Origin of the sequence: Mesotoga sp. UBA5847 (genome assembly GCF_002432735.1) — a bacterium.
Lineage (GTDB): Bacteria > Thermotogota > Thermotogae > Petrotogales > Kosmotogaceae > Mesotoga.
The window spans coordinates 18,250-39,338 of sequence record NZ_DJGL01000102.1; the positions used below are offsets into that span (position 1 = coordinate 18,250).

General features: G+C 47.3%; 17 protein-coding genes. 15 read left to right on the plus strand and 2 right to left on the minus strand.

The window, feature by feature from the left end:
* The first annotated feature begins 4 nt into the window (after positions 1–4).
* The 14 genes from gyrB (at position 5) to B3K91_RS12640 (ending at position 15,802) form a co-directional block, all read left to right on the plus strand.
* Positions 5–1,900: a DNA topoisomerase (ATP-hydrolyzing) subunit B gene (gyrB, locus tag B3K91_RS12575; RefSeq protein WP_214061236.1), complete on the plus strand. Its 1,896-nt coding sequence runs from the start codon at positions 5–7 to the stop codon at positions 1,898–1,900.
* Positions 1,901–1,926: 26 nt separating this feature from the next.
* Positions 1,927–2,535 carry a DUF4894 domain-containing protein gene (locus B3K91_RS12580; RefSeq protein WP_243392271.1) on the plus strand — a complete coding sequence of 203 codons (609 nt, stop codon included), beginning with the start codon at positions 1,927–1,929 and terminating at the stop codon, positions 2,533–2,535.
* Between the two features lie 5 nt (positions 2,536–2,540).
* Positions 2,541–3,833: a cell division protein FtsA gene (ftsA, locus tag B3K91_RS12585; RefSeq protein WP_099829488.1), complete on the plus strand. Its 1,293-nt coding sequence runs from the start codon at positions 2,541–2,543 to the stop codon at positions 3,831–3,833.
* Entirely contained in the window at positions 3,823–4,869 is a 1,047-nt protein-coding gene (gene ftsZ, locus B3K91_RS12590) for a cell division protein FtsZ (protein WP_243392272.1), read from the plus strand. Before ftsA ends, ftsZ begins: the two co-directional genes overlap by 11 nt.
* 3 nt (positions 4,870–4,872) lie before the next feature.
* Positions 4,873–6,567 carry a GspE/PulE family protein gene (locus B3K91_RS12595; RefSeq protein WP_214078087.1) on the plus strand — a complete coding sequence of 565 codons (1,695 nt, stop codon included), beginning with the start codon at positions 4,873–4,875 and terminating at the stop codon, positions 6,565–6,567.
* 169 nt (positions 6,568–6,736) lie between these two features.
* Positions 6,737–7,762, plus strand: coding sequence for a 2,4-diaminopentanoate dehydrogenase (ord, locus tag B3K91_RS12600; protein ID WP_103134281.1), 1,026 nt, complete (start codon positions 6,737–6,739; stop codon positions 7,760–7,762).
* 2 nt (positions 7,763–7,764) lie between these two features.
* On the plus strand, positions 7,765–8,079 hold the full coding sequence (ortA, locus tag B3K91_RS12605; RefSeq protein WP_292593041.1) for a 2-amino-4-oxopentanoate thiolase subunit OrtA: 315 nt from the start codon (positions 7,765–7,767) through the stop codon (positions 8,077–8,079).
* The gene (gene ortB / locus B3K91_RS12610) at positions 8,069–9,493 is read left to right on the plus strand and encodes a 2-amino-4-oxopentanoate thiolase subunit OrtB (RefSeq protein WP_214078085.1); all 1,425 of its coding nucleotides are present in this window, start codon (positions 8,069–8,071) and stop codon (positions 9,491–9,493) included. The genes ortA and ortB overlap by 11 nt, the downstream gene beginning before the upstream one ends.
* Positions 9,474–9,857, plus strand: a complete 384-nt coding sequence (locus B3K91_RS12615; RefSeq protein ID WP_292593037.1) for an ornithine aminomutase subunit alpha — start codon at positions 9,474–9,476, stop codon at positions 9,855–9,857. Before ortB ends, B3K91_RS12615 begins: the two co-directional genes overlap by 20 nt.
* Complete coding sequence (oraE, locus tag B3K91_RS12620; protein ID WP_292588604.1) at positions 9,844–12,033, plus strand: D-ornithine 4,5-aminomutase subunit OraE; 2,190 nt, start codon at positions 9,844–9,846, stop codon at positions 12,031–12,033. The genes B3K91_RS12615 and oraE overlap by 14 nt, the downstream gene beginning before the upstream one ends.
* 56 nt (positions 12,034–12,089) lie before the next feature.
* The gene (locus B3K91_RS12625; protein ID WP_292593034.1) at positions 12,090–13,073 is read left to right on the plus strand and encodes an ExsB family protein; all 984 of its coding nucleotides are present in this window, start codon (positions 12,090–12,092) and stop codon (positions 13,071–13,073) included.
* A complete protein-coding gene (locus B3K91_RS12630; protein WP_292593032.1) occupies positions 13,051–13,893 on the plus strand; it encodes a Cof-type HAD-IIB family hydrolase in 843 nt (280 codons plus the stop codon). The genes B3K91_RS12625 and B3K91_RS12630 overlap by 23 nt, the downstream gene beginning before the upstream one ends.
* On the plus strand, positions 13,893–15,392 hold the full coding sequence (gene lnt / locus B3K91_RS12635) for an apolipoprotein N-acyltransferase (RefSeq protein ID WP_292593031.1): 1,500 nt from the start codon (positions 13,893–13,895) through the stop codon (positions 15,390–15,392). The genes B3K91_RS12630 and lnt overlap by 1 nt, the downstream gene beginning before the upstream one ends.
* Complete coding sequence (locus B3K91_RS12640; RefSeq protein ID WP_292595326.1) at positions 15,389–15,802, plus strand: CoA-binding protein; 414 nt, start codon at positions 15,389–15,391, stop codon at positions 15,800–15,802. The genes lnt and B3K91_RS12640 overlap by 4 nt, the downstream gene beginning before the upstream one ends.
* Before the next feature lie 923 nt (positions 15,803–16,725).
* On the opposite strand, the gene B3K91_RS12645 is transcribed toward B3K91_RS12640, so the two are convergent.
* Positions 16,726–17,130: a hypothetical protein gene (locus tag B3K91_RS12645; RefSeq protein WP_292590065.1), complete on the minus strand. Its 405-nt coding sequence runs from the start codon at positions 17,128–17,130 to the stop codon at positions 16,726–16,728.
* An 832-nt stretch (positions 17,131–17,962) separates the two neighbouring features.
* Here B3K91_RS12645 and B3K91_RS12650 point away from each other — a divergent pair.
* Entirely contained in the window at positions 17,963–19,171 is a 1,209-nt protein-coding gene (locus tag B3K91_RS12650) for an ATP-binding protein (protein ID WP_292590067.1), read from the plus strand.
* 676 nt (positions 19,172–19,847) lie between these two features.
* On the opposite strand, the gene B3K91_RS12655 is transcribed toward B3K91_RS12650, so the two are convergent.
* Positions 19,848–20,735: a type II secretion system protein gene (locus B3K91_RS12655; RefSeq protein WP_292595328.1), complete on the minus strand. Its 888-nt coding sequence runs from the start codon at positions 20,733–20,735 to the stop codon at positions 19,848–19,850.
* Positions 20,736–21,089 lie beyond the last annotated feature (354 nt).

The following is a 21,089-nucleotide window of genomic DNA, read 5'->3' on the forward strand; positions in this document are numbered from 1 at the left end:
TTAAATGTCTGATTTATACAATGCTCAGAACATAAAGATACTTAAAGGATTAGATCCGGTTAGGAAGAGACCGGGCATGTATATTGGGTCAACCGGAAAGTCGGGTCTTCATCACCTCATTTACGAGATAGTCGACAACAGTATTGACGAGGCAATGGGAGGATACTGCGATAGAATAGACATCGTTATCATGGAAGACGGCTCCGTGGTAGTGAGAGATAACGGAAGAGGAATTCCAATAGATATCCATCCAGATACCGGGACAAGTGCACTGGAAGTTGTCATGACAACTCTCCACGCCGGAGGTAAGTTTTCAAAGGACTCATACAAAATCAGTGGGGGACTGCACGGAGTGGGGGCTTCTGTTGTTAATGCTCTGTCTGAATGGATGATCGTAGAAGTAATGGTTGACGGAAAGGTATACAGACAGAAGTACGAAAGAGGAAAGGCTTTGTCGCCCGTTGAGATGGTTGGCGAAGCAAAGGAAAATGGTACAGTAACCAGCTTCAAACCCGATCCTATGGTTTTCGCAGTCACTGACTTCGACTTTGACATACTTGAGGCACGATTCAAGGAATTGGCCTATCTGAACGGGGGAATAAGGATCTCCTTCGAAGATAGAAGAATCGGCGAAAAGAGAAGCTATCACTTCGAAGGCGGAATCGTTGAATTTGTGAAGGCAATCACCAAGAACAAGAAGTCAGTTCACAAGGATCCCATCTACCTGGAGGGGTCCTATAACGATGTCAAGATACAGCTCGCGATGCAATATACCACGTCGTATGATGAGGATGTTCTCACATTTGTAAACAACATCAAGACAATTGAGGGCGGCACTCACCTGACTGGATTCAAGACGGTGCTCACAAAGACGATGAACGATCTCGGCAGGAAGCACAATATACTGAAAGACAAGGATCAGAATCTGCAGGGCGAAGATCTGAGAGAAGGTCTTTCGGCAATACTGAGTGTCTTTGTGAAAGAGCCGCAGTTCGAAGGGCAAACTAAGGCAAAACTTGGAAACGATGAGGTATTCGAAGCAGTTATGAAAGTCGTTAAAGAAAAGCTGGAGGAGCACTTCGACTACAATCAGAAGGATCTGAAAGCAATACTTACAAAGGCTCTCGAAGCTGCACGTGCGAGATTGGCGGCGAAGAAAGCACGAGAGATGGTTCGAAGAAAGAATGCTCTTGAAAACACTACTCTGCCAGGCAAGCTGGCAGATTGCATCTCGGAAGATCTAGAGGAGACAGAGATCTTCATAGTTGAAGGGGACTCGGCCGGAGGCTCTGCCAAGATGGCCCGTTCGCGAGAGACTCAGGCGATCCTTCCGCTTAGGGGAAAGATCCTGAACGTTGAAAAGGCCGGACTCGACAGAATGTTGAAGAGCGAGACTATAAGCAATATCATAGTCGCTCTTGGTACAGGAATGGGCGAAGACTTCGAGATTAAGAATCTAAGGTATGGAAGGATTATAATAATGACGGATGCCGATGTCGACGGTGCACATATCACGACGCTTCTTCTTACTCTCTTCTATCGATATATGACACCACTAATAACCAACGGCAAGGTCTATGTCGCTCAGGCACCGCTCTACAAGATAGAACTGAACAGGCAGAAACACTATTTCTATAGTGATGAGGAATTGACTACGTTCATTAAGGAGCATTCCGATAGAAAACTCAATTACTCGAGATTCAAAGGACTTGGCGAAATGAATCCCGAACAGCTGTGGGAGACGACAATGAACCCCAGCGACAGAAAGCTCGTACAGATAAACATAGAAGATGCTCAGGAAGCGGATAGAGTCTTCACAATACTAATGGGTAGCGAGGTGGAGGAAAGAAGATCGTTCATTGAACGGCATGCATTGAGTATTTCCAATCTTGACGTATGAGCCTTTCACTTAGAGCCGGTATTTGTGTGGTAATTCTCTTTGCCATTTGGATGGTTTCTATTGCGAATTTCGTACTGGAGTCATTCTTCACGGCACCGGTACAGCAGTTGACCAGGATCGTTAATTTCGGTGAGATTCTGGTCGAATTTCCTTTGGCCTTTAGAAGAACCTGGAAAACTGATATAATTTACCCACCGGGAAGCATTGACGTTTCCGGCGGAAGAGTCTTTTTGAAACCGGGAAAGTTTTTGGTGAGTTATAGAGACAAATATTACTGGGTCTCCGACGATTTTGTTATAGTTGATTATGCCGATCTTTCGGAGGTTGTGAGTAATCCGATTATCGGCGGCGTTAGTTTTCTTCAAGAAAATGGAGTTTATATAGCCACCGAAAGAGACATAGAGATTTTTGCCGGAGCGGTAGAGGGCATTCTTGCTGACAGAAGAGTACTGGCACTGGTATCTTACTTTGATTTTGAAAACAATGTGTTGTTACTCAGAAGAGGGATCAGAGTGAAGGTACTTGACTGGGAAAGCTTGGAAGCAAATAAGGACCTTCTTCTTCAGTTAGAAAACGCCTCCGACAGAAGCGAATATATTTTCTTGAGTGATGGTAAACTGTTGAGAGCGAGGTGACATTGATGGCCAGGGGGAAGGATTATACAGTTTCTCTCGATGTTGGCACGAACACCCTTAAGGGTGTGGTGGTAAGCAGAGAACAGACAGGTCAGATGACTCTTGAGGCTTATGGGAGTGTCAAGACTGTTGGGCTCGACAAGGGCGAGGTTAAAGATGCGGTTGCTCTTAAGCAGTCCATTCAGAAGCTGATTGAGGATCTAACAGGTCAGATGGGCAAGAAGGACGTTGAGGCAGACTTCAAGATCAGTTTCACAGATGGGGACTATTCAGTATTCTCGGAGAACATAGAAGAAATTCTCTCCGAAGAGAAACAGGTAATGGTGAAAGAGCAAACGATTTTGAGCATTATGAGTCGTCTCAAGGCGGAGAAGATGAAGACGGGCAACACTAATATACACAGAAGCTATATCCGTAAGTATATTCTCGATGATGATAAAGTCGTCTTCAATCCCGTTGAGATGTACGCGAAGAAACTGAATGTCGAGATGGTTTTTGTTTCAAGCGAAGGCAAGTCGGTCGAGATCTTCAGAAGGCTCTTCGAAGAACTCTTCGGCAGAGGTGACTTCTTCATCTCTCCAGCGCTTATTTCTGCATCTGAAGCTGTATTGACGGATACTGAGAAGCAGCACGGTGTGGTTAGCGTTGTCCTCGGACACAGTTTCTCCGAAACCGTAATCTACAGGGAGAATCTTCCCGTTTACATCTCGAGAATTCCTCTTGGAATAAGACACATAGTGCTGGATGTAGCGAGGGTTCTCGGTACATCGGTAGATGAAGCCGAGAGATTGCTTGTCAATTACGGCCATTGCAGTATGTTCCCGCCTGATGCTGAAGACGTTGTGGAGTACTTTGGACTTGATGAAAGAACTAGAAAGAATGTCTCGGTAAGAAGACTCTCCACAGTTATCTATGCGAGGGTGAAAGAGCTTCTGAACAAGATCAGAAAAGAGATCCAGCTCTTCATAATAAACAATCCGGAATACTCCGAAGAAAGGATTCCCGGAGGAGTAGTTTTCACTGGCGGGGGCTCCAAGCTGAGAGGTCTTACGGATGTAGGCGTTGAGTCTCTAAAGATGCCGGTAAGAATTGGTACATATGAGACTAGTTTCAACAAAAGAATTGAGAACAGTCATGATGTTGCTAATGACCCAGTATTCAGCTCCTGTTTGGGCAATCTTGTTTCCCCCGAGGAAGTCCAGGGAGAAGCCGTAGAAAGCGTGGTTGAAAGACCCAAGAAAGATTTTGGATCGTTTATAAAATCCCTCTTCTTTGGAGGTGAAGATGATGAGCTTTGAGATTGACACAGGAAAGAAGAATGCTGAAATCAGATTGCCATCCATAAAAGTCATTGGTGTTGGTGGAGCAGGCGGTAACGCCGTAAACAGAATGATATCCGAAGGAATCCACGGCGTCACTTTCATCGCGGCAAATACAGATATTCAGGTTCTTGAAAGCAATAAGGCCGATCTTAAGATTCAGCTTGGAACTGAACTGACTAGAGGCCTGGGAGCCGGCGGTAACCCAAATGTTGGTGAGAGAGCGGCAGAGGAATCGGTTGACGAAATCGGGACCTTCCTTGAAGACACCGATCTGCTATTTATCACTGCAGGAATGGGCGGTGGCACCGGAACGGGCGCAGCGCCAATAGTAGCTTCGATTGCAAGGGAAATGGGAATCCTGACCGTTGCAGTGGTCACAACCCCCTTCTTCTTCGAAGGTAATACGAGATTAAAGACTGCCAACGAAGGCTTGAGAAGGCTTAAGAACTCAGTGGATACTCTCATCAGAATCTCGAACAACAAGCTTCTTCAGGAACTGCCACCGAACACTTCAATCGTAGATGCCTTTGCAAAGGCCGATGAAACTCTCCATCACGGAATCAAGGGTATCTCCGAGCTCATAACAAAGCGCGGGTATATCAACCTTGACTTTGCCGATGTCGAGTCGGTTTTGAGAAATGCCGGAACGGCGATGCTGGGAATTGGCGTGGGCTCAGGCGAAAGGCGTGCAGAAGAAGCAGCTCGAAGAGCTCTTGAAAGCCGACTGTTGGAAAAGCCCATCGACAACGCGACGGGGATAATTCTAAATGTTTCGGCGAAGAACATAACCTTGAGAGAGATGAATATTGCGGCTGCAATTGTGAGACAGAACTGCAGCGAAGACGCAGACGTGAAGCTTGGGCTCATTGTCGACCCGGATATGAACGATGATGAACTTGACATAACTTTGATTGCAGCGGGTCTTGAACTAGACGAGGGCGAACTCATGGGTGATGCTTCCGACATCCCCGCGATTTACCGATTCGGACTGGATATAAACGAGGAGGAGTGATCGTTGAGAGTCTATAAAAGACTCGGAGAGCTTCTCATAGATCAGGGACTCCTAAGTGAAGATGCTCTCCAGCAGGCCGTAACTTTGCAGAAAAAAGTCGGGAAGCCGCTCGGTGAAGTTCTTGTTGGTATGGGCGTAATCTCCTGGGACGACATATACGATTCACTCTCAAAGCAATACGGGCTTAAGGTACTCGAAGATTTGCCTAATATGGTTACTCCCGATGTCCTAAGAATGATTCCTAAGCCTGTTGCAGACAGGCTTAGTGTAATCCCTATAGAGTTTGATCGCGAAAAAGGGATCCTTAAGGTGGTAACTACTGAAGTTCTTAGGGTTCCTCAGATAGACAGAGAGCTCTCCTTCCTCACAGGAAACAAGATTAGTACGCTCCTTGTACCTCCACCAATGTTCGATGCTCTCTACAAATCTTCGTATGACGAGTCTGCCTCCAGCGAGATAATAGACAATACTTTCAGCATAGAACAGCACACGGAAATTGATCTTGAAGATGACAGACAGGACGAAACCGATGATACTCCCGTCGCGAAGTTCATAAACTCACTTCTGGACAACGGCATAAGAAGCGATGCCAGTGACGTCCATCTGGAGCCCTACGAGAAAATGGCCGTTGCCAGACTGAGAGTAGACGGCGTTCTGAGAAAGGTCCTCAGCTATCCGCGCAAAGCTCATAATTCTGTAGTGTCGAGAATCAAAGTCATGTGTAAGCTGGATATTTCAGAGAAGAGAATGCCTCAGGATGGAAAGTTCTATATTAGGAGAGGCAATGAGCAGTTCGACATGAGAGTTTCGACAATGCCAACGATTTTCGGCGAGAAAGTTGTTATGAGAATCCTCAGGGTATCAAATGCGAAGAAGAAGCTTGAAGATCTCGGTCTTTCAGACCACAACAGAGAGCGTTTTGAAAGCATAATCAACGCTCCGTACGGTATCATACTGGTATCTGGTCCTACGGGAAGCGGAAAGTCCACTACTCTGGTAGCGGTCCTAAACCAAGTAACCTCGGAGAAGGTCAACGTGCTTACGGCGGAAGACCCTGTTGAATATACTATTGAAGGTATTTCTCAGTGCCAGGTGAACACGGACATCGGATTGACTTTTGCGAGATACCTGCGATCTTTCCTGCGTCAGGACCCTGACATAATAATGGTCGGCGAGATCAGAGACAGAGAGACTGCGCAGCTGGCGATTGAGGCATCGCTAACTGGACATCTTGTTTTCTCGACAATCCATACCAACAGTGCTGCAGGCGCGGTTGCTCGACTTGTCAACATGGGGGTTGATCCCTTCCTACTTGGCACTTCATTGATCGGAGTTATGGGGCAGCGATTGGTAAGAAAGCTCTGTAACAACTGTAAGGTCAAAATACCAGTGAGAGAAGAACTAAGAAAGATGGCCTCAACCTTTTACCCCGATAGAAATGACTTCAGCGAGTACATTCCTGGAAATGGCTGCCCCGAGTGCCGGGGAATGGGTTATAAGGGTAGAACCAGTATTAGCGAAATCCTAGTTGTTGACAACAATCTTCGTCAGATGATTGGTCAGAACGCTTCAGAGAGAGAGCTTGCTCAAGCTGCCGTGAAGGCTGGAATGCGAACGCTTTACAACGATGGGGTGCAGAAGGTGATCGACGGAGTCACTTCCCTTGAGGAGATAAAAAGAGTTGCCATAGAGTACTAGCCAGACTTCCTCTTCTCGATCCATACTTACGCATACTCAAACATACTCACAGAAGTCGTGAATAGTCGTCTTTTATCGCGAATAGTCGCATAATGCGCAAATAGCCTCCCCATCTCGCCGATGATAGTATTGAATCGGATAATTACAAATTCGGATAGGAGGTTTCTTTATGGCGTACAGAGTATTAGTTTGGGGCCTTGGCGCAATGGGAAGCGGAGTGGCCCGTAATGTTGCCAAGAAAGAAGAACTAAGACTGGTTGGAGCCGTTGAAAAGGATTCAGAAAAGATCGGAAAGGATCTTGGAGAATATCTCGACGGCAAGAAGACAGGTAGGTTGATCTATTCGGATGTGGGCGAGGCAATTGCCGAAACGAGACCAGACATAGTTGTAATAGCTACGAACTCCTTTGTAGAAGAAGTACTTCCCAAAATAGAGATGGCTGCAAAACACCACGTGGATATTCTTACGATAGCCGAAGAGATGGCCTTCCCATTCGCTTCGCATCCAGAGGAATCCGAAGTCCTCGAGAACATCGCCTGGCGTTATGGAGTATCTATTCTTGGTACGGGAATAAATCCAGGGTTCGTGCTTGACCTATTGATAATCGCTATGACAGGTGCATGTCTAAAGGTCGAGAGGATAGAAGCAAGAAGGATCAACGATCTTTCTCCCTTCGGAAAGACTGTGATGAAAACCCAGGGAGTAGGCACTTCACCTGAGGAATTCAAGAAGGGAATTGAGTCGGGAGAGATAGTAGGACACATAGGCTTCCAGCAGTCAATCGCAATGATTGGAAATGCTTTAGGGTGGAACATTGATAGAGTTGAAGAGACTCGTGAGCCAATCATATCAAGAACAGAGAGGAAGACTGATGTTGCACACGTAATGCCCGGTATGGTGGCCGGCTGCAGACATATAGGCCGGGGTTATTGTGGTGACAGACTAGTGATAGAGCTTATTCATCCCCAGCAGATCCTTCCGGAAATCGAAGGGGTCGACACTGGCGACTACATAGATATTTTCGGCGACCCGGAGATTCACCTTTCAGTAAAACCCGAGATTCCCGGCGGAAAGGGGACTATAGCCCTTGCTACAAACATGATTCCCGCAGTAATTGAGGCGACTCCCGGACTGATTGAAATGAGTGAGTTGCCTGTACCGAGGTGCTTGATCGACGAGATCAGGGAGATGTAACTATGAGTGCAATCAAGGGGCAGTGGGTCCAGATACACCGGATCCTCCTCGATATTGGCGAGAGAGCTCCCTCCGTTCCCGAGGACACGAAGAACGTCCCTCTTGAACTGAGAATCAGGGGCTTTCTCATTGAAGAGAAGGCCGAAGTCGGCGAAATGGTCACTGTAGAAACCGCCTCGGGGAGAAGAGTTCACGGAAAACTTGAATGCGTCGAGCCCACGCATGAACACAACTTCGGAGACAACATTCCCGAACTCTCTGAGGCCGGAATTGAACTAACTCGATGGCTTACTGGTGGCGATAGAGATGCAGAATAGATCATACGAATCAGTAATGGCGAGAAGAAAAGAGATAATGAAGGCATCTGTTGGAGTTGATTACGACAAATACGAACTCGAAGGGATTGCCTTCGACTACGAAGCGCTCATGAGAGATACTTCGTACCCTATTGAGGAGATCAGAAAAATTCAGTCAGAAACCGGAGTTGGGGATACCCCTCTGATTGAGCTCAAGAATATCACGAGACTCGTAAGAACAATCAGTGAACCGGGCAAGGGCGCTAGGATTTTCCTGAAAGACGAGGCGACTAACCCTTCGGGAAGCTTCAAGGACAGGCGTGCATCAGTGAGTGTTGCAAGGGCAAAGGAGCTCGGTTACAAAGGCGTAATCGCCGCGACTAGTGGAAACTACGGAGCTGCCGTTGCCTCTCAATCTATGAAAAGGGCTTTGAAGTGCATCGTTGTTCAGGAGTGTTATGACAGCAAAGGCAAAGGTCAACCTGAGATTCTCGAGAAGGCTCGCGCCTGTGAAGCTTACGGAGCAGAAGTAGCCCAGCTTACGGTCGGTCCGGAGCTCTTCTATTACTTCCTCCTTCTTCTTGAGGAAACTGGGTTCTTCAATGCGTCCCTCTATACACCTTATGCGATTGCGGGCATCGAGTCTTTGGGATATGAGATTGTGGAACAGTCAAATAGAATGATCGGAATGAATCCTGATTACGTCCTCGCTACACACGCCGGGGGAGGCAATCTCACGGGAACGGCCAGAGGTCTTAGAAAGGCAGGCGCAAAGGAAACACAAGTCGTTGGAGTCAGCGTCGATCTTTCTGGTCTTCACATGGCGAGCAATAGAGACTTCAACAGGAAATCCTTTACCACCGGTCACACTGGATTTGGAATACCATTTGCTGTTCTCCCGGATAGATCAGATGTTCCAAGGAATGCTGCAAGAGCCTTGAGATACATGGACAGGTACCTTCTCGTTACGCAAGGAGAAGTATTTTATGTTACTGAAATGCTTGCGAGACTTGAGGGCCTTCAGCGAGGTCCGGCAGGTAACACGAGTCTGACAGCAGCTATAGCTCTTGCCAGAGAACTACCCGAAGACAAAACAATAGTAGTCCAGGAAACCGAATATACAGGTGCAGGTAAGCTACCCAGCGCACAATTGACCTTTGCTAGAGAAAACGGGATAGAGATTGTGAGGGGAGACCCTTTAGCCCTGGATGCTCCGGGCAAGACAATATCTATCCCTGAGAGTTACTCTCAGATTGCTTACAAAGAAGTGAACATGACAGACTTAAGGAGATCCTATATAAAACAACTGATTAGACGGGAGGTTACATTGATCGAGAGCGATTACGAATACTTATCCGAAGAGCTCAAGACTGATGTAGCTAAAGTCAAGGAATTGGTTAAGGAGGTAAGTGCTAATGTCGATTCAGAGAACTGATGATTTTGAAAAGCGAAGCCTGCACCTGCAGAACCTTTCAGACGAGGATCTAGACAGTAGGTTCTGGGAGCTTGCGGACAAGATCGTCGAGCCGCTGATAGAACTAGCAGAAGGAAACACGAGTCCTTCGATCGAGCGTTCAGTACTTTTGCGGATGGGGCTGGACAGTTTTCAGGCCGGGGCTATCGTCGCTAAGGCCGTTGAATTTGGTCTCCTTGGCAAGGGTGCCGGGAATCTTGTCCTTTCATACGCCAAGAAGACGTCACAACCTTTAGAGAAAGCTGAGGAAGATCTTGCAACAGGAAAGGGCTGGGAAGAACTTGTCACCTTCTTCAGAGGAGGTGGGGAAAGTGCTGCCCGTTAACGAAAAGCTGAAGGTCGAGGAGATTCTTAAGGATCTGCAGCATTATGCTCCGAGAAGAAAGGGCTGGACATGGAGAAAGAAACTGCCCAAAGGAACGAGAGTCGATGGTTTCCAATATGATCAGATTTCCGAACCGTTGAAGAACAGCATAGGACTACCGGCCGCGCACTATTTTGAGAACATTGATCCGCAACCCGATCCCGTCATTACCTCCGAGATTGCCTCCGGCAGATTTGAAGATGACATCAGAAGAATGAGAATGGCTGCCTGGCATGGTGCCGACCATATCATGGTTATAAGGACACTAGGCCAGAGTCATATTGACGGTCTGATTGAAGGAACACCCGAAGGGATAGGAGGCATTCCTATCACACGAAAACAGCTTAGAGCTACTCGAAAAGCTTTGGACGCCATTGAAGAAGAAGTTGGAAGACCGATAAACTTCCATTCTTATATTAGTGGAGTGGCAGGACCTGAAATCGCTGTTCTCTTCGCAGAGGAAGGTGTCAACGGCGCTCATCAGGACCCTCAGTACAACGTTCTTTACAGAGGAATCAATCCTGTGAGATCCTTTGTCGATGCGGCAGCTGCCAAGAAAATCATGGCAAGCGTTGATATGCTTCAAATAGATGGCGCCCACAACGCGAATGCCTCTGCCAAGAGAGCATGGAAAGTCATGCCCGAACTCCTCGTACAGCATGCGATTAACTGCGCTTTCTCTGTAAAGGTGGGGATGAAGAAAGATTTGATCGCTCTCTCAACGGTTCCCCCTGTTGTCTCTCCCGCCCCGGAGTTCAAACTGAACTTTATCTACGCAATAACTCTGAGAGAACTATTCAAAGATTACAGATTTAGGGCTCAGATGAATACCAGATATATCGAATCAGACTTGATGGATGCAACAAGAATTCATGTGCTAGACACTCTGATTTCGAGACTAACCAAAGCAGACATCCAGTCCACCATAACTCCCGATGAAGGTCGAAATGTTCCGTGGCATGTCAACTCCATAAGGGGCATCGAAACCGCAAAACATGCTCTCTTGGCTCTGGATGGAATCAAAGACCTACTCCAGATCAACGAAGAGGTCGTGAGACCAAAGATTAGAGAGCTGAAGATGCGCGCCATCCTAATGATGGAAGAGATACTGGAAGCAGGCGGATACTTTGAAGCTGCCGAGAGGGGCTTTTTTGTTGATAACGGACAGTACCCCGAGCGCAATGGCGACGGCATTGCGAGACCGAAGGACGGTGGGATCGGTGCCGGCACCGTTGTTCCTAGGGATGCTGAATACTTTGCCCCCGTATGTGAGCACTTCGGATACAACAATCTCCCTGAGGGAATCAAATCGCCCGATGAACTCATAGGTGGTTGCACCCTGCATGACAGATCAAAGATAAAGTACATAGACGAACTCGATGAATCCGATAACGTTAATCTTAGAATCGCTCAGCAACTGGAAGACAGGGAGAAAGGTCTGATATCTCCCGAGGTCGAATGGTGGGGCGACGGTTGGGTTCAGCTAGATTTGACCATCCCCGATGACCCCGATCATGCCGAGGCCGCAGCTCTTGAGATTGCGAAGAGGATGGGCTTTGTAGAAGCAGCAGTCATAAGCAAGACCATCCTCCATCCGATTGAGGGGACTTATCTTGAGCTAAAAGCAAAGGTCCCGTTCAAGATAGAGAGAGGCTCACTAAAACTACCTGAGAAGCCTGATCTATTAACCGAAGAAGAGATCGTTTCCTTCGTCGAAGGACATCCAATGAGGGTGGTGGCCGGGACGGTCGGCAACGACGAACATTCGGTTGGAATAAGGGAGATCCTAGATATTAAGCACGGAGGAATTGAGAAGTTCGGCTTCAAGTACACCTACCTCGGTACAAGTGTTCCTCCGGAGAAGTTCATTGATGCGGCCATAGAAACCGGTGCCGAAGCAGTTCTTATCTCCACGATTATCACTCACAACGAAGTCCACGTAAGCAATTTGACGAAGATTTCTCAGCTCGCTATAGAAAAGGGCGTACGAGACAAATTGATCTTCATTTCGGGTGGAACCCAGATTACAAATGATCTGGCCGTTTCCTGTGGAATGGATGCCGGATTCGGACGCGGAACAAAAGGCATTCACGTAGCATCCTTCCTTGTGAAGAAGAAAAGAGAGCTCCTGAGATAGCTTCCGGTTAACAAGAAGGCGGCACTTGCCGCCTTCTTTGCGTTATACTTGAACAGATGAGTGAGCAAATCGAATTACTAGTAAACGAGACTATAGACGAAATAAGAGATCTCACTGAAAGCGGCAGGCTTACAGTTGCGTTTTCAGGGGGTTTGGATTCTACTCTTGTGGCCGTGCTGGCTTCGAGGGGTCTTGGACGGGAAAGGGTGAAGCTTGTAAACGTATGTTTCGGACCATATTCATATAGCAGAGGTCTTGAAATAGTAGCTTCCCTTGCAGACAAAATGAGGCTCAGGCTGGAATTCACGCCGGGATACGAAGCCCAAGAAAGGGTCTGGAAGGACGGTCCTTCGTGCAATAGATGCACTAGACTTGCGAAGCTACCGGCGATAAGATCCGGAGTTTTGGGTCTTGTTGCGACGGGTGCCAACCAATCGGACACCTGGGGAAAGACAGGGATCGTCATCAAGGATGGATTCTACGCTCCCTTGAGGAAATGGACAAAGAAACAGATAGAGAATGCGCTGAGCTACCTTGGTATCGAAGTGCCAAAGATTGGAGAAGCGCCCGTTAGGGAAGGCTGCAAGCTGAAGCATCTCCTAAAGATTATGGCGAACCCGGCTTATCACGGATACTCGGTTGCTATTGCGAATGAAGTTCTACTTGATCAGCTCGAGGATTTCACTCACACTCTTGCTAACGTAAAAGTGATCGGTCCCCTGTCAAGAAACATCGCTTTAATTAACGTCTGTCCACTTCCCCCAATAGAAATAAGGGAGAGAATCAAGAGCTCACTTCTGGACATAGACGTGATTGATGAAGTAAGATGGGTAGAAGGACCTTCAGTCCTCAAGATTTCGGCCAATCCAGGGCTCTATAATAGCAGAGAGGCAAGAAGATGGGTATTAAACGGGAGACTGGCTCCGGAGTTTGCTTTCCCCATAGAAGTTGAGTGGGTGAAGTCCAGAAACAATAGATTAGAGACATTTCAGGTAGTAGATTGTTGGAGGTTGAAAGATGATTCGGCTCATTGTGATTGATCTGGATGGTACTCTCCTCGACAGCGAGAAGAAGATCCCACTTGAAAACGAGTATGCGATAAGACGAGCTCTGGATATGGGTGTAGCAGTCTCCATATCCACCGGAAGAAGCTATGTTTCGGGCCACAAATACGCCGAGCAACTTGGCATAGACGTACCCATTTCTTATCAGAATGGCGCTCTAGTGACGTACGGTCACGGAGTGAATACTGAAGTAATTTCAAAATCACTACTTGAAGCGGACAAAGCAAGATTCCTGTTCAAAAAGGCTTTGGAGAAATCCCTTAACGCTCTTGTCTTCTTCGATTTCTTCAGACTCCCGGATATTTCCACCACCAAACCTTCAGATTCTCCATACAGAGGATACTACAGTAACAACAGATATAGGATGATGTTTGAAGATAATCCGCTAATGCGGATCAAGGATGAAGGTATTCCTGAAATCGCTCTTGAAGGCAAAGAAGACAGAATTCAGGAGCTTCTCAATGAATCGAATTCTCACCTCGAGAACGTAACCGTTATCAAGAACGACAATGTTGAAGAGCACGCCTTCTACGAGTTTTTCGGACCAGGTGTGGGAAAGGAAAATGGCCTGATACATATACTGGAATATCTTGGGCTGAGCTGGAGAAGCGTCGCATATATTGGCGACAATTTCAATGATGTTGAGATACTGAAGGAGGCCGAATTACCCGTGGTAATGGCAAATGGGCCGGACGAGGTGAAGCGGCACGCAAAACTGGTGACTGAAAGAGATAACGATAACGGCGGTGTGGCAGAGGCAATAGAGAGAATCCTGGCAACCAGGGGTGAGCGATAGTGGCCTTAGTTCTCCTTTCAGCAGTCCTTACTGCGCTTTCGATGCCCGGCATGCTTTGGGGTTACTTGATTTGGATTGCACTTATCCCGTTCTTCATCTCCATGAAGGAAGTAACTCCGCTGAAGGGGGCTTTGAAGGCCTTTGTCTGGGGTTTCGTCTATCTGCTCATAACCCACTACTGGGAACTACCTGTCCTAACCGTGAATGTTCCGGAAGTCTTGAATTCATTCCCAAACTTCATCGGAATAGTAGTATATTTCCTGATGGGTGTAGTAATCGCAGTTCCCTTCCTTGCTTTCGGTTTCATCTACGGGTTGTATCAAAGGTTCTTCGAAAGGTATCCTGTACTTCTCAGCCTATTTGCCGCATCGTTTTTCACAGTCACAGAGCATCTCAGGGAGATAGGCCCACTCGGATTCACGAACGGGAGGCTATCTGACGCTCTTCTAAACGAACAGCTGGGAATAGCTCAGCTTCTTGCGGTTGGTGGACCGCTACTCCTTGTCTTCATAATAGTCTTTGTCAACCACTACTTGTCTCATCTCTTCATGGAACGCACAAGAGACAGAGCCTTATTGATTGTCATTTCTGTCGCTTTCGTGGCTCTTGCGAATGCCGCGATGAGTAGTTTTGTGCCTATTCCGTATTCTTCCGACAAATATGAAAGCACACTTTACGCGCTTCAAACAAATATCTCCATGCACATGAAGTATTACCAGCCTCCCGACGAGACCTTGAGAGTGGTCTCGAGAGCGCTGAGAGAAATTCCCGAAGGTTCCGTAGTAATCTTGCCGGAAGCAACTTTCATGAGCGATATAAGAAGTAATTCAACCGGCTCGCAGCTTCAACAGATTGCAAGCGAACGCAACTTAAGGATTTTGGTGGGATTTCCCACATACAACGATAACAACTACAATCAGGTTAGGTTTGTAGATGGAGAGGGCTTCTCAGATGAATTCTACGCTAAAGTCCAGCTCACTCCCTTTGTTGAGTTTCTCCCATGGCCAAGAGTATTTGGACTCTTCAGTTTCCTTAAGTTCCTCGACTACTTCAATCCAGGCCAACAATTCACAATCTTTTCCGTAGATGAGCACAGGATAGGAGCACAAATCTGTTTCGACTCTCTATACAGCAATGTCTCGCGAAATCTCACTCGCAACGGTGCAACAGTGATCGTCATTGCCACAAACGACGGTTGGTTCAATATATCGACGGCTCTTCAACAACATCTATCAAAAAGCATCGCCAGAGCAATAGAAAACAGAAGATATGTGATTCAGGTATCCAACACCGGGATTTCAGCGGTAATCGATCCCTATGGCAGGATTGTAAAGCGACTGCCCACTTCGAAGGAACTGACGGCCGAGTATGTTGTTGGCGAATTCCAGTATCTTCCGAGGGTAACGACCACCCTATATACCAGGTTTGGGAACTGGTTCTTCTGGTTCTCTCTTCTTCTAGGAATAGCTTTAATAATACTTGGAGGTGTTGTTCTTTGAATTACCGTGAGAGAGCAAAAACAATTCTCGAGACCCTCAACAGAGTTATTGTTGTGGGTTTCTCAAAGAATCCGGAAAAGGCGGCTAACTACGTTCCTACATATCTTATTGAAAAGGGGTATCGCGTGATACCTGTTAATCCGAGCATGGAAGAATACAGCGGCCTAAAAGTATACCCGGATCTTGAATCAGTCGTGGCCGACGGAATAGAGCTTGAAGTAGTTGACATCTTTAGACCCTCTGAGGAGGCGGAATCAGTCGCCTTGAAGGCCATAGAGCTGGGAGCAAAGGCTGTTTGGCTGCAGAAGGGTATAACGAGCGAAAAGGCTGCAAAGGTTGCCGCAGAAAAGGGAGTTCTTTACGTAGAAGACTTGTGCATGTTCGAGGAACATAGGAGAATATCGCTGTGACGCAAGTCCCGTACTTGGTAGCGGGTGCGGTCTAGGGTGTCGGAAAGAGCTCTTAAACGTCGTACGAGTTAGCTGGTGCGGGGTAGGGGTAGATGATGGTGGTTGGCCTGAAGCAAGAGCGAGAGCTAGAACTTGGTCATTCAGAAAACAAATGAAAGTTATGCAATCAGACGCAACGGACTTTGTCCATGATGTCTTGGCACACCCTGGCAAGGATCCGCATTTGAAAGTCCATGAGAGAGATCACTGGTTCTCGTTTGAGGGATGGATGAACTCTGGAAACATAGACCGTGATGCTGAAACAATTTCGCATGCGGTAATTGCGGGTATAGGGTATAGGGTATAGGGTCTGGGCGGTTCGGTGAACAGAAGCGGTCAACCCTTTGAGCGATTCTTGAGAAACCGCGGTTGGTGGTGCAGCGGTAGGAATGAGCAAAGTGAAACAGGCTGACCGTTGAATGGTTCTCCGTTTGCCAAGAAAAGCATCAGTTGGAAGTTCCAAGTTGCAAGTTGTAAGAAAAAGCAAGAGACCGGGGTTGGGGGTAGGAAAGAACGAGAGAACCTGGTTGACCGTTGAACGGTTCTCCGAGGAGAACCCGTTGTTCGTTCCAGAGCGAGTACCTGTTCTTCGTTCTTGGTTAAGGCAAAAAACCACGAATGGAATTATGATCTTCGATCTTATCCAAGGACAGGTCCATGATCTGGGACGAAGGACTAAGGACGACTCTTCACAGCGTACAGCGTTATCTTGTAAGCGGCTCTTTCCCCGCGAAGCGGGCCTTGCGTTTACTGATGCTCTTCAGTGCATTGTGTCCAGCGAAGCAGCCCCGCCCTCGCCGACGATGCTCGGCGCTCTATCTGTTAACTGGATGTAAACATCGAGTCCCGAAAGGACGTAAATCGAATCTCTTTGCCCGATCCTACTATTCCGTTCTCTGTGCAGTCCAGTCATGAGGCCCAGACTTGTAGCCGCCGTCGATATAAACAGTCGCCTTCCCACTCATCCCAACTGAGTCGAACTTGCCTGCAAATTGAATTGTTTCTCCTCCCTCATAGCTTGAGTAGAGAAAGGAGATGTTGTCCTTGGAAGTGGTCCCGGAAATTGTTCCATAGTTTGCAGTATGGATGTGGTTTCCCAGATAACCGGAGAGCTTGCCCTTGTCGTGAGTAGATATCTGCATGAAGGCCGTGAAAGTCTCCGATTCACTTCTAATAACTGAAAGGTTCCATGCGCCAACAAGACTTCTCGTTTTCGCAACCGACAGGCACCCGGTAAGCACCATCACAACTGCAATTGCTAAGACAACCATAAGAGATACGCGTTTCATAATCGACACACCTCGCTATAAAGAGTGATAACACAATTTTGGTAGGCATTGAGGTTGACTCAAAGCACTAAGAACTGAATTCCGAAACCAGCTTTCGTAAGATCAAACATCTCTATCCATTTCACAGAAGCAGACACATCAAAAAGAGAGAATTAGCAACTACAATATCACTATATCATTCTCGGTATCAGTTACGATTATTTAATCACGTATCTCACGTGGGGAGGACCGTCTTCCCCTCAAAAAACTCCGCCGCTACACGCGCTCCTCCTTCAAGGGCGGATTTAAGATTAATATCATCAGGAGTTAAGTACAGCAAATATTGTCATGGGAGAAGGAGCATCACATGATTTCTCATGAACTCCCTGACTTATGGTTAGGGATTAGCATTATGGCTCGCAGGCGAATTGACTGACTCTGTCCTCCCGTAGCGCCTGCCCTGATAAGCCTGCCCCAATGAGCCTGCCCCAATGAGCCTGCCCCAATGAGCCTGTCCCAACGAGCCTGTCCTGAAGATTTCCTGTTCAGGGATTCTGTTTGGGAGCCTGCCCTGAAATGGTTTTGTTCAGGGTCATCCCGTGATGCACCTGCACGGGATCTCGCCCTGAAGAGCCGCTGTACGCTTAAAAACGGTGAACTCGCTGATCGCTGCTCAAAACGGCGTTGTCCGTTACGGTCCAACGTCCTCCGAGAGCATTTCAAGAGACTTATAGAGTTTATTGGCTTTTGCTCTGGTGACTTGGAACTGATGACGAGAGAGACAATTAAGTACATCATACTTAACTACAAAGCCATATGTGGTACAATATAGTGAACTTAATGGAGGTGCGAGATGATAGATCTTCAACCTTTTTTCGAGATCCACGAAAGAATGCTCTCATCAACTCCCGAGTCTTTCAAGCGCTATGCCTATTACCGGATCAACTGGGAAGACCGTCTTCTTGGAATTGTTGGTGCGCGCGGCTGCGGCAAAACAACGCTGCTTCTCCAGAAGATTCTTGAGAAGAGAGGAGTCGATTGCCTCTATATCTCGGCAGACAATCCTCTGGTTTTGAAGGAAAGTATTTATGCAATAGGAGATGCTTTCTTCAAGATCGGAGGGAAGACACTCATTGTGGACGAGGCTCACCGGCAAACCGGCTGGTCTAACGATATTAAGGCGTTATACGACGCTCATCCGACGAAGCAGATCTACTTCAGTGGAAGCTCGAAGTTCTCGGTTTTAATGGGAACGGCAGATCTTTCAAGACGGGCAGTATTGCATGAATTGAAGCACCTCTCTTTCAGGGAGTTCTTGAATCTGGAGACCGGGAGCGACTTCTCCGCAGTGTCACCTGAAGAGCTTCTACAAAACCATAGAGTGATGAGCAATACGATGCTGAGATTTGAGCCGCTGAAGCTATTCAGGGAATATCTGAGAGTTGGCTCTTATCCCTTCAGGATCGCTTCGGATTCTTATTACGAAAGGTTGCTGAATGTTCTGGACAAATCGATCTATCAGGATGTCGTTCAGGAGAATTCACTTAGGGGCGAGGCGGCCTCAGTAGCCAAGAAGATCATTGCCTTTGTGGCCACCAGTGTAGTTCCTTCAATATCTCCGGAATCGCTTTCTCGGGATCTGGGAATTAGTAAGGTAACACTCTATGCCTATCTTGATTCACTGGAGAGGGCGGGAGTTTTGAGAAGAGTCCCGCCGTGCGGTAGAGGCTTGAAGGGACTCCGCAGTGGTTCGAAAGTATTCTTGGGTGAGACGAACATCTACTACGCTTTGGGACTGTCGCAATGGAATCTCGAAAGCAATATGGGAACGATAAGAGAGGCTTTCTTTGTCTCTCAAGTAAGTCACCTTGGAATCTGCGTGCCGAAAAATGGAGACTTCGCTTTGAGCCTAAAAGATACGGAGATAGTATTCGAAATTGGTGGTGCCCACAAAGGCAAGAAACAGCTAAGAGACGTTCCAAACGGCATTGTGTTGAGAGATGGAATTGAAACGGGATTTGGAAATGTCCTTCCACTCTATCTTCTTGGTTTTCTCTATTGAGCGTAAGAGCAGTTCCGGCGCGTTGCGCCCAAGTTCTTCGTTCCGACGCTGCGCGTCCAGGTTCTTGGTTCGCAAGAGCGAAAGAACGGCCAGTAAAGGCTTCGCCTTCGCCAGTATCGCTTCGCGGGCAGAAGATCGGTGGAGAGTGGAGCGTTGAGAGTGGAGAGAAAAAGCATTGTCGAGACATTCGATTCGCTCATGAGAAAACACACCCCGTCGGCAGGAGCATGCCGCCACCCCTCTCCCAGAGGGGATTTCAGATCAAAAGCCGAAGAGCGGCCGTGTTCTTTTCGGAGAACGTAGGACAACGGACGTCTCTCACGCTCTTCTGAACCAATAACAAAGCTCCTAGCTCCGGAACGAAGAACCGATCTTATACTGTCATACCGGACCCCGATCCGGGATCCCCTCCTTTGAACCGCCAGTCGCCGCGTGGGTGGATCAGAGGTTAGGGGTGTGTGGTTAGAGGTCAGAAGATCAAGATCCTTGCGCTCTTCACACCTCTCGCCTCTGGCCTTTACCAAGAACGGTACACGTGGACACGAAGCGTCGGAACTAAGAACCGCTCTTTTGCTCTTTCCAAGGACGGATCCACGGTCTTGGACGCTGGACTATGGACGGGTTTTTGCTCTCCCGCTCTTTCGAAGGATGGTTTTTTCCTCTTCTTCGAGTGAAATCACTTTTTTACTATCTGAAGAGTTGTAATATCGACTTTTCTTCCTTGAATAGAGTTTAGATACCAGTAACCGATGTCGGCACTAGTGTCACCAATATTGTATATAAGGTCCCAATTGAGATCGTTTGTTAGGACTGATCTCTCTGATGAATCTAGAAAGTTGAAGTGGAAATTGTGATCCTCATCAGGCATTATTCTTAGGAGTCTTCCCGCCGGTTTATACACTATGCCTTCAAAAGAGCTAGCCCAGAAAGAAGCGTTGAGAGATAGATCTTCAAACCTATAATCGACACCGGTTGCCTTATCTTTCCAATCTCTGGGATATCTTCCGTTCTTCTCAAAGAACCCTTTGATTAGGTTCACGAACCCAATACTTATCTCTGCGAAAGTCGAACCGAAAGGTGTAAGAGGCGCTACTGTTCCTGCACCCAGAAGTTTATAGTAGAGAGTTCTGGAGTTCATAGATTCCTTTCCGAGTCCATTATCAAGAAAAGCATAGTCATCTACTCCGAATGGGATTCCCTGCCTTGAATCAACAAGAACACTGGAGACAGTCTCGAAATCAGCCTCACGATTTGTGAATACGAAGTAGTTATACTCGCCATCTTCGCCAATCTTCCACGCAGCCCCAAACAGAGAAGGATCAACATTCCTTCCGAGTTCGTTTATTGTCTGGGGTAGTTCTCCGTCAAGGTAGATTTTGTTTGCGAAGGCCTGGGAGAGTGTCTTTAGGTCTCTTGCGACAGCAACGGCCGCGGATTTTCGCATGGCGTTCATTCCGATAGGAGTCACAACGGCTATAAGGGCAGCGATAACGGCAAGGACTATCAGCAATTCTACTAGTGAAAAACCCTTTCCTCTGTGATCTCTAAAACACTCTTCTCTCATATTATTCCACTCTCCCCAATTATGGTCGACTGTGTCAATGCAACATCGTGCCAGCATACTTGATTCATCTCATCGAAGCCTTCGTAATTAACTGCAAAGCTCAAGTTAATTTAGTCCTGTGAGTCAAGAAAGTTCTTTAGATGTCTAAAAGTGACTGAAGAAATACCTTCTCGAACCGATGTGGAAGATTTTCATTCAACTGTGGTCGGGGATAGCAGGTAACTGGTTAGAGAAAGCAAAGCGAGGTCGGTTAGCGGTTCTCCGCTCTCCGAGGATAATCGGTTCTTCGTTCCAGAGCGAGTACCTGTTCTTCGTTCATAGAATTCGCTGATCGCTTGTAAAAGCTCAGTTGCA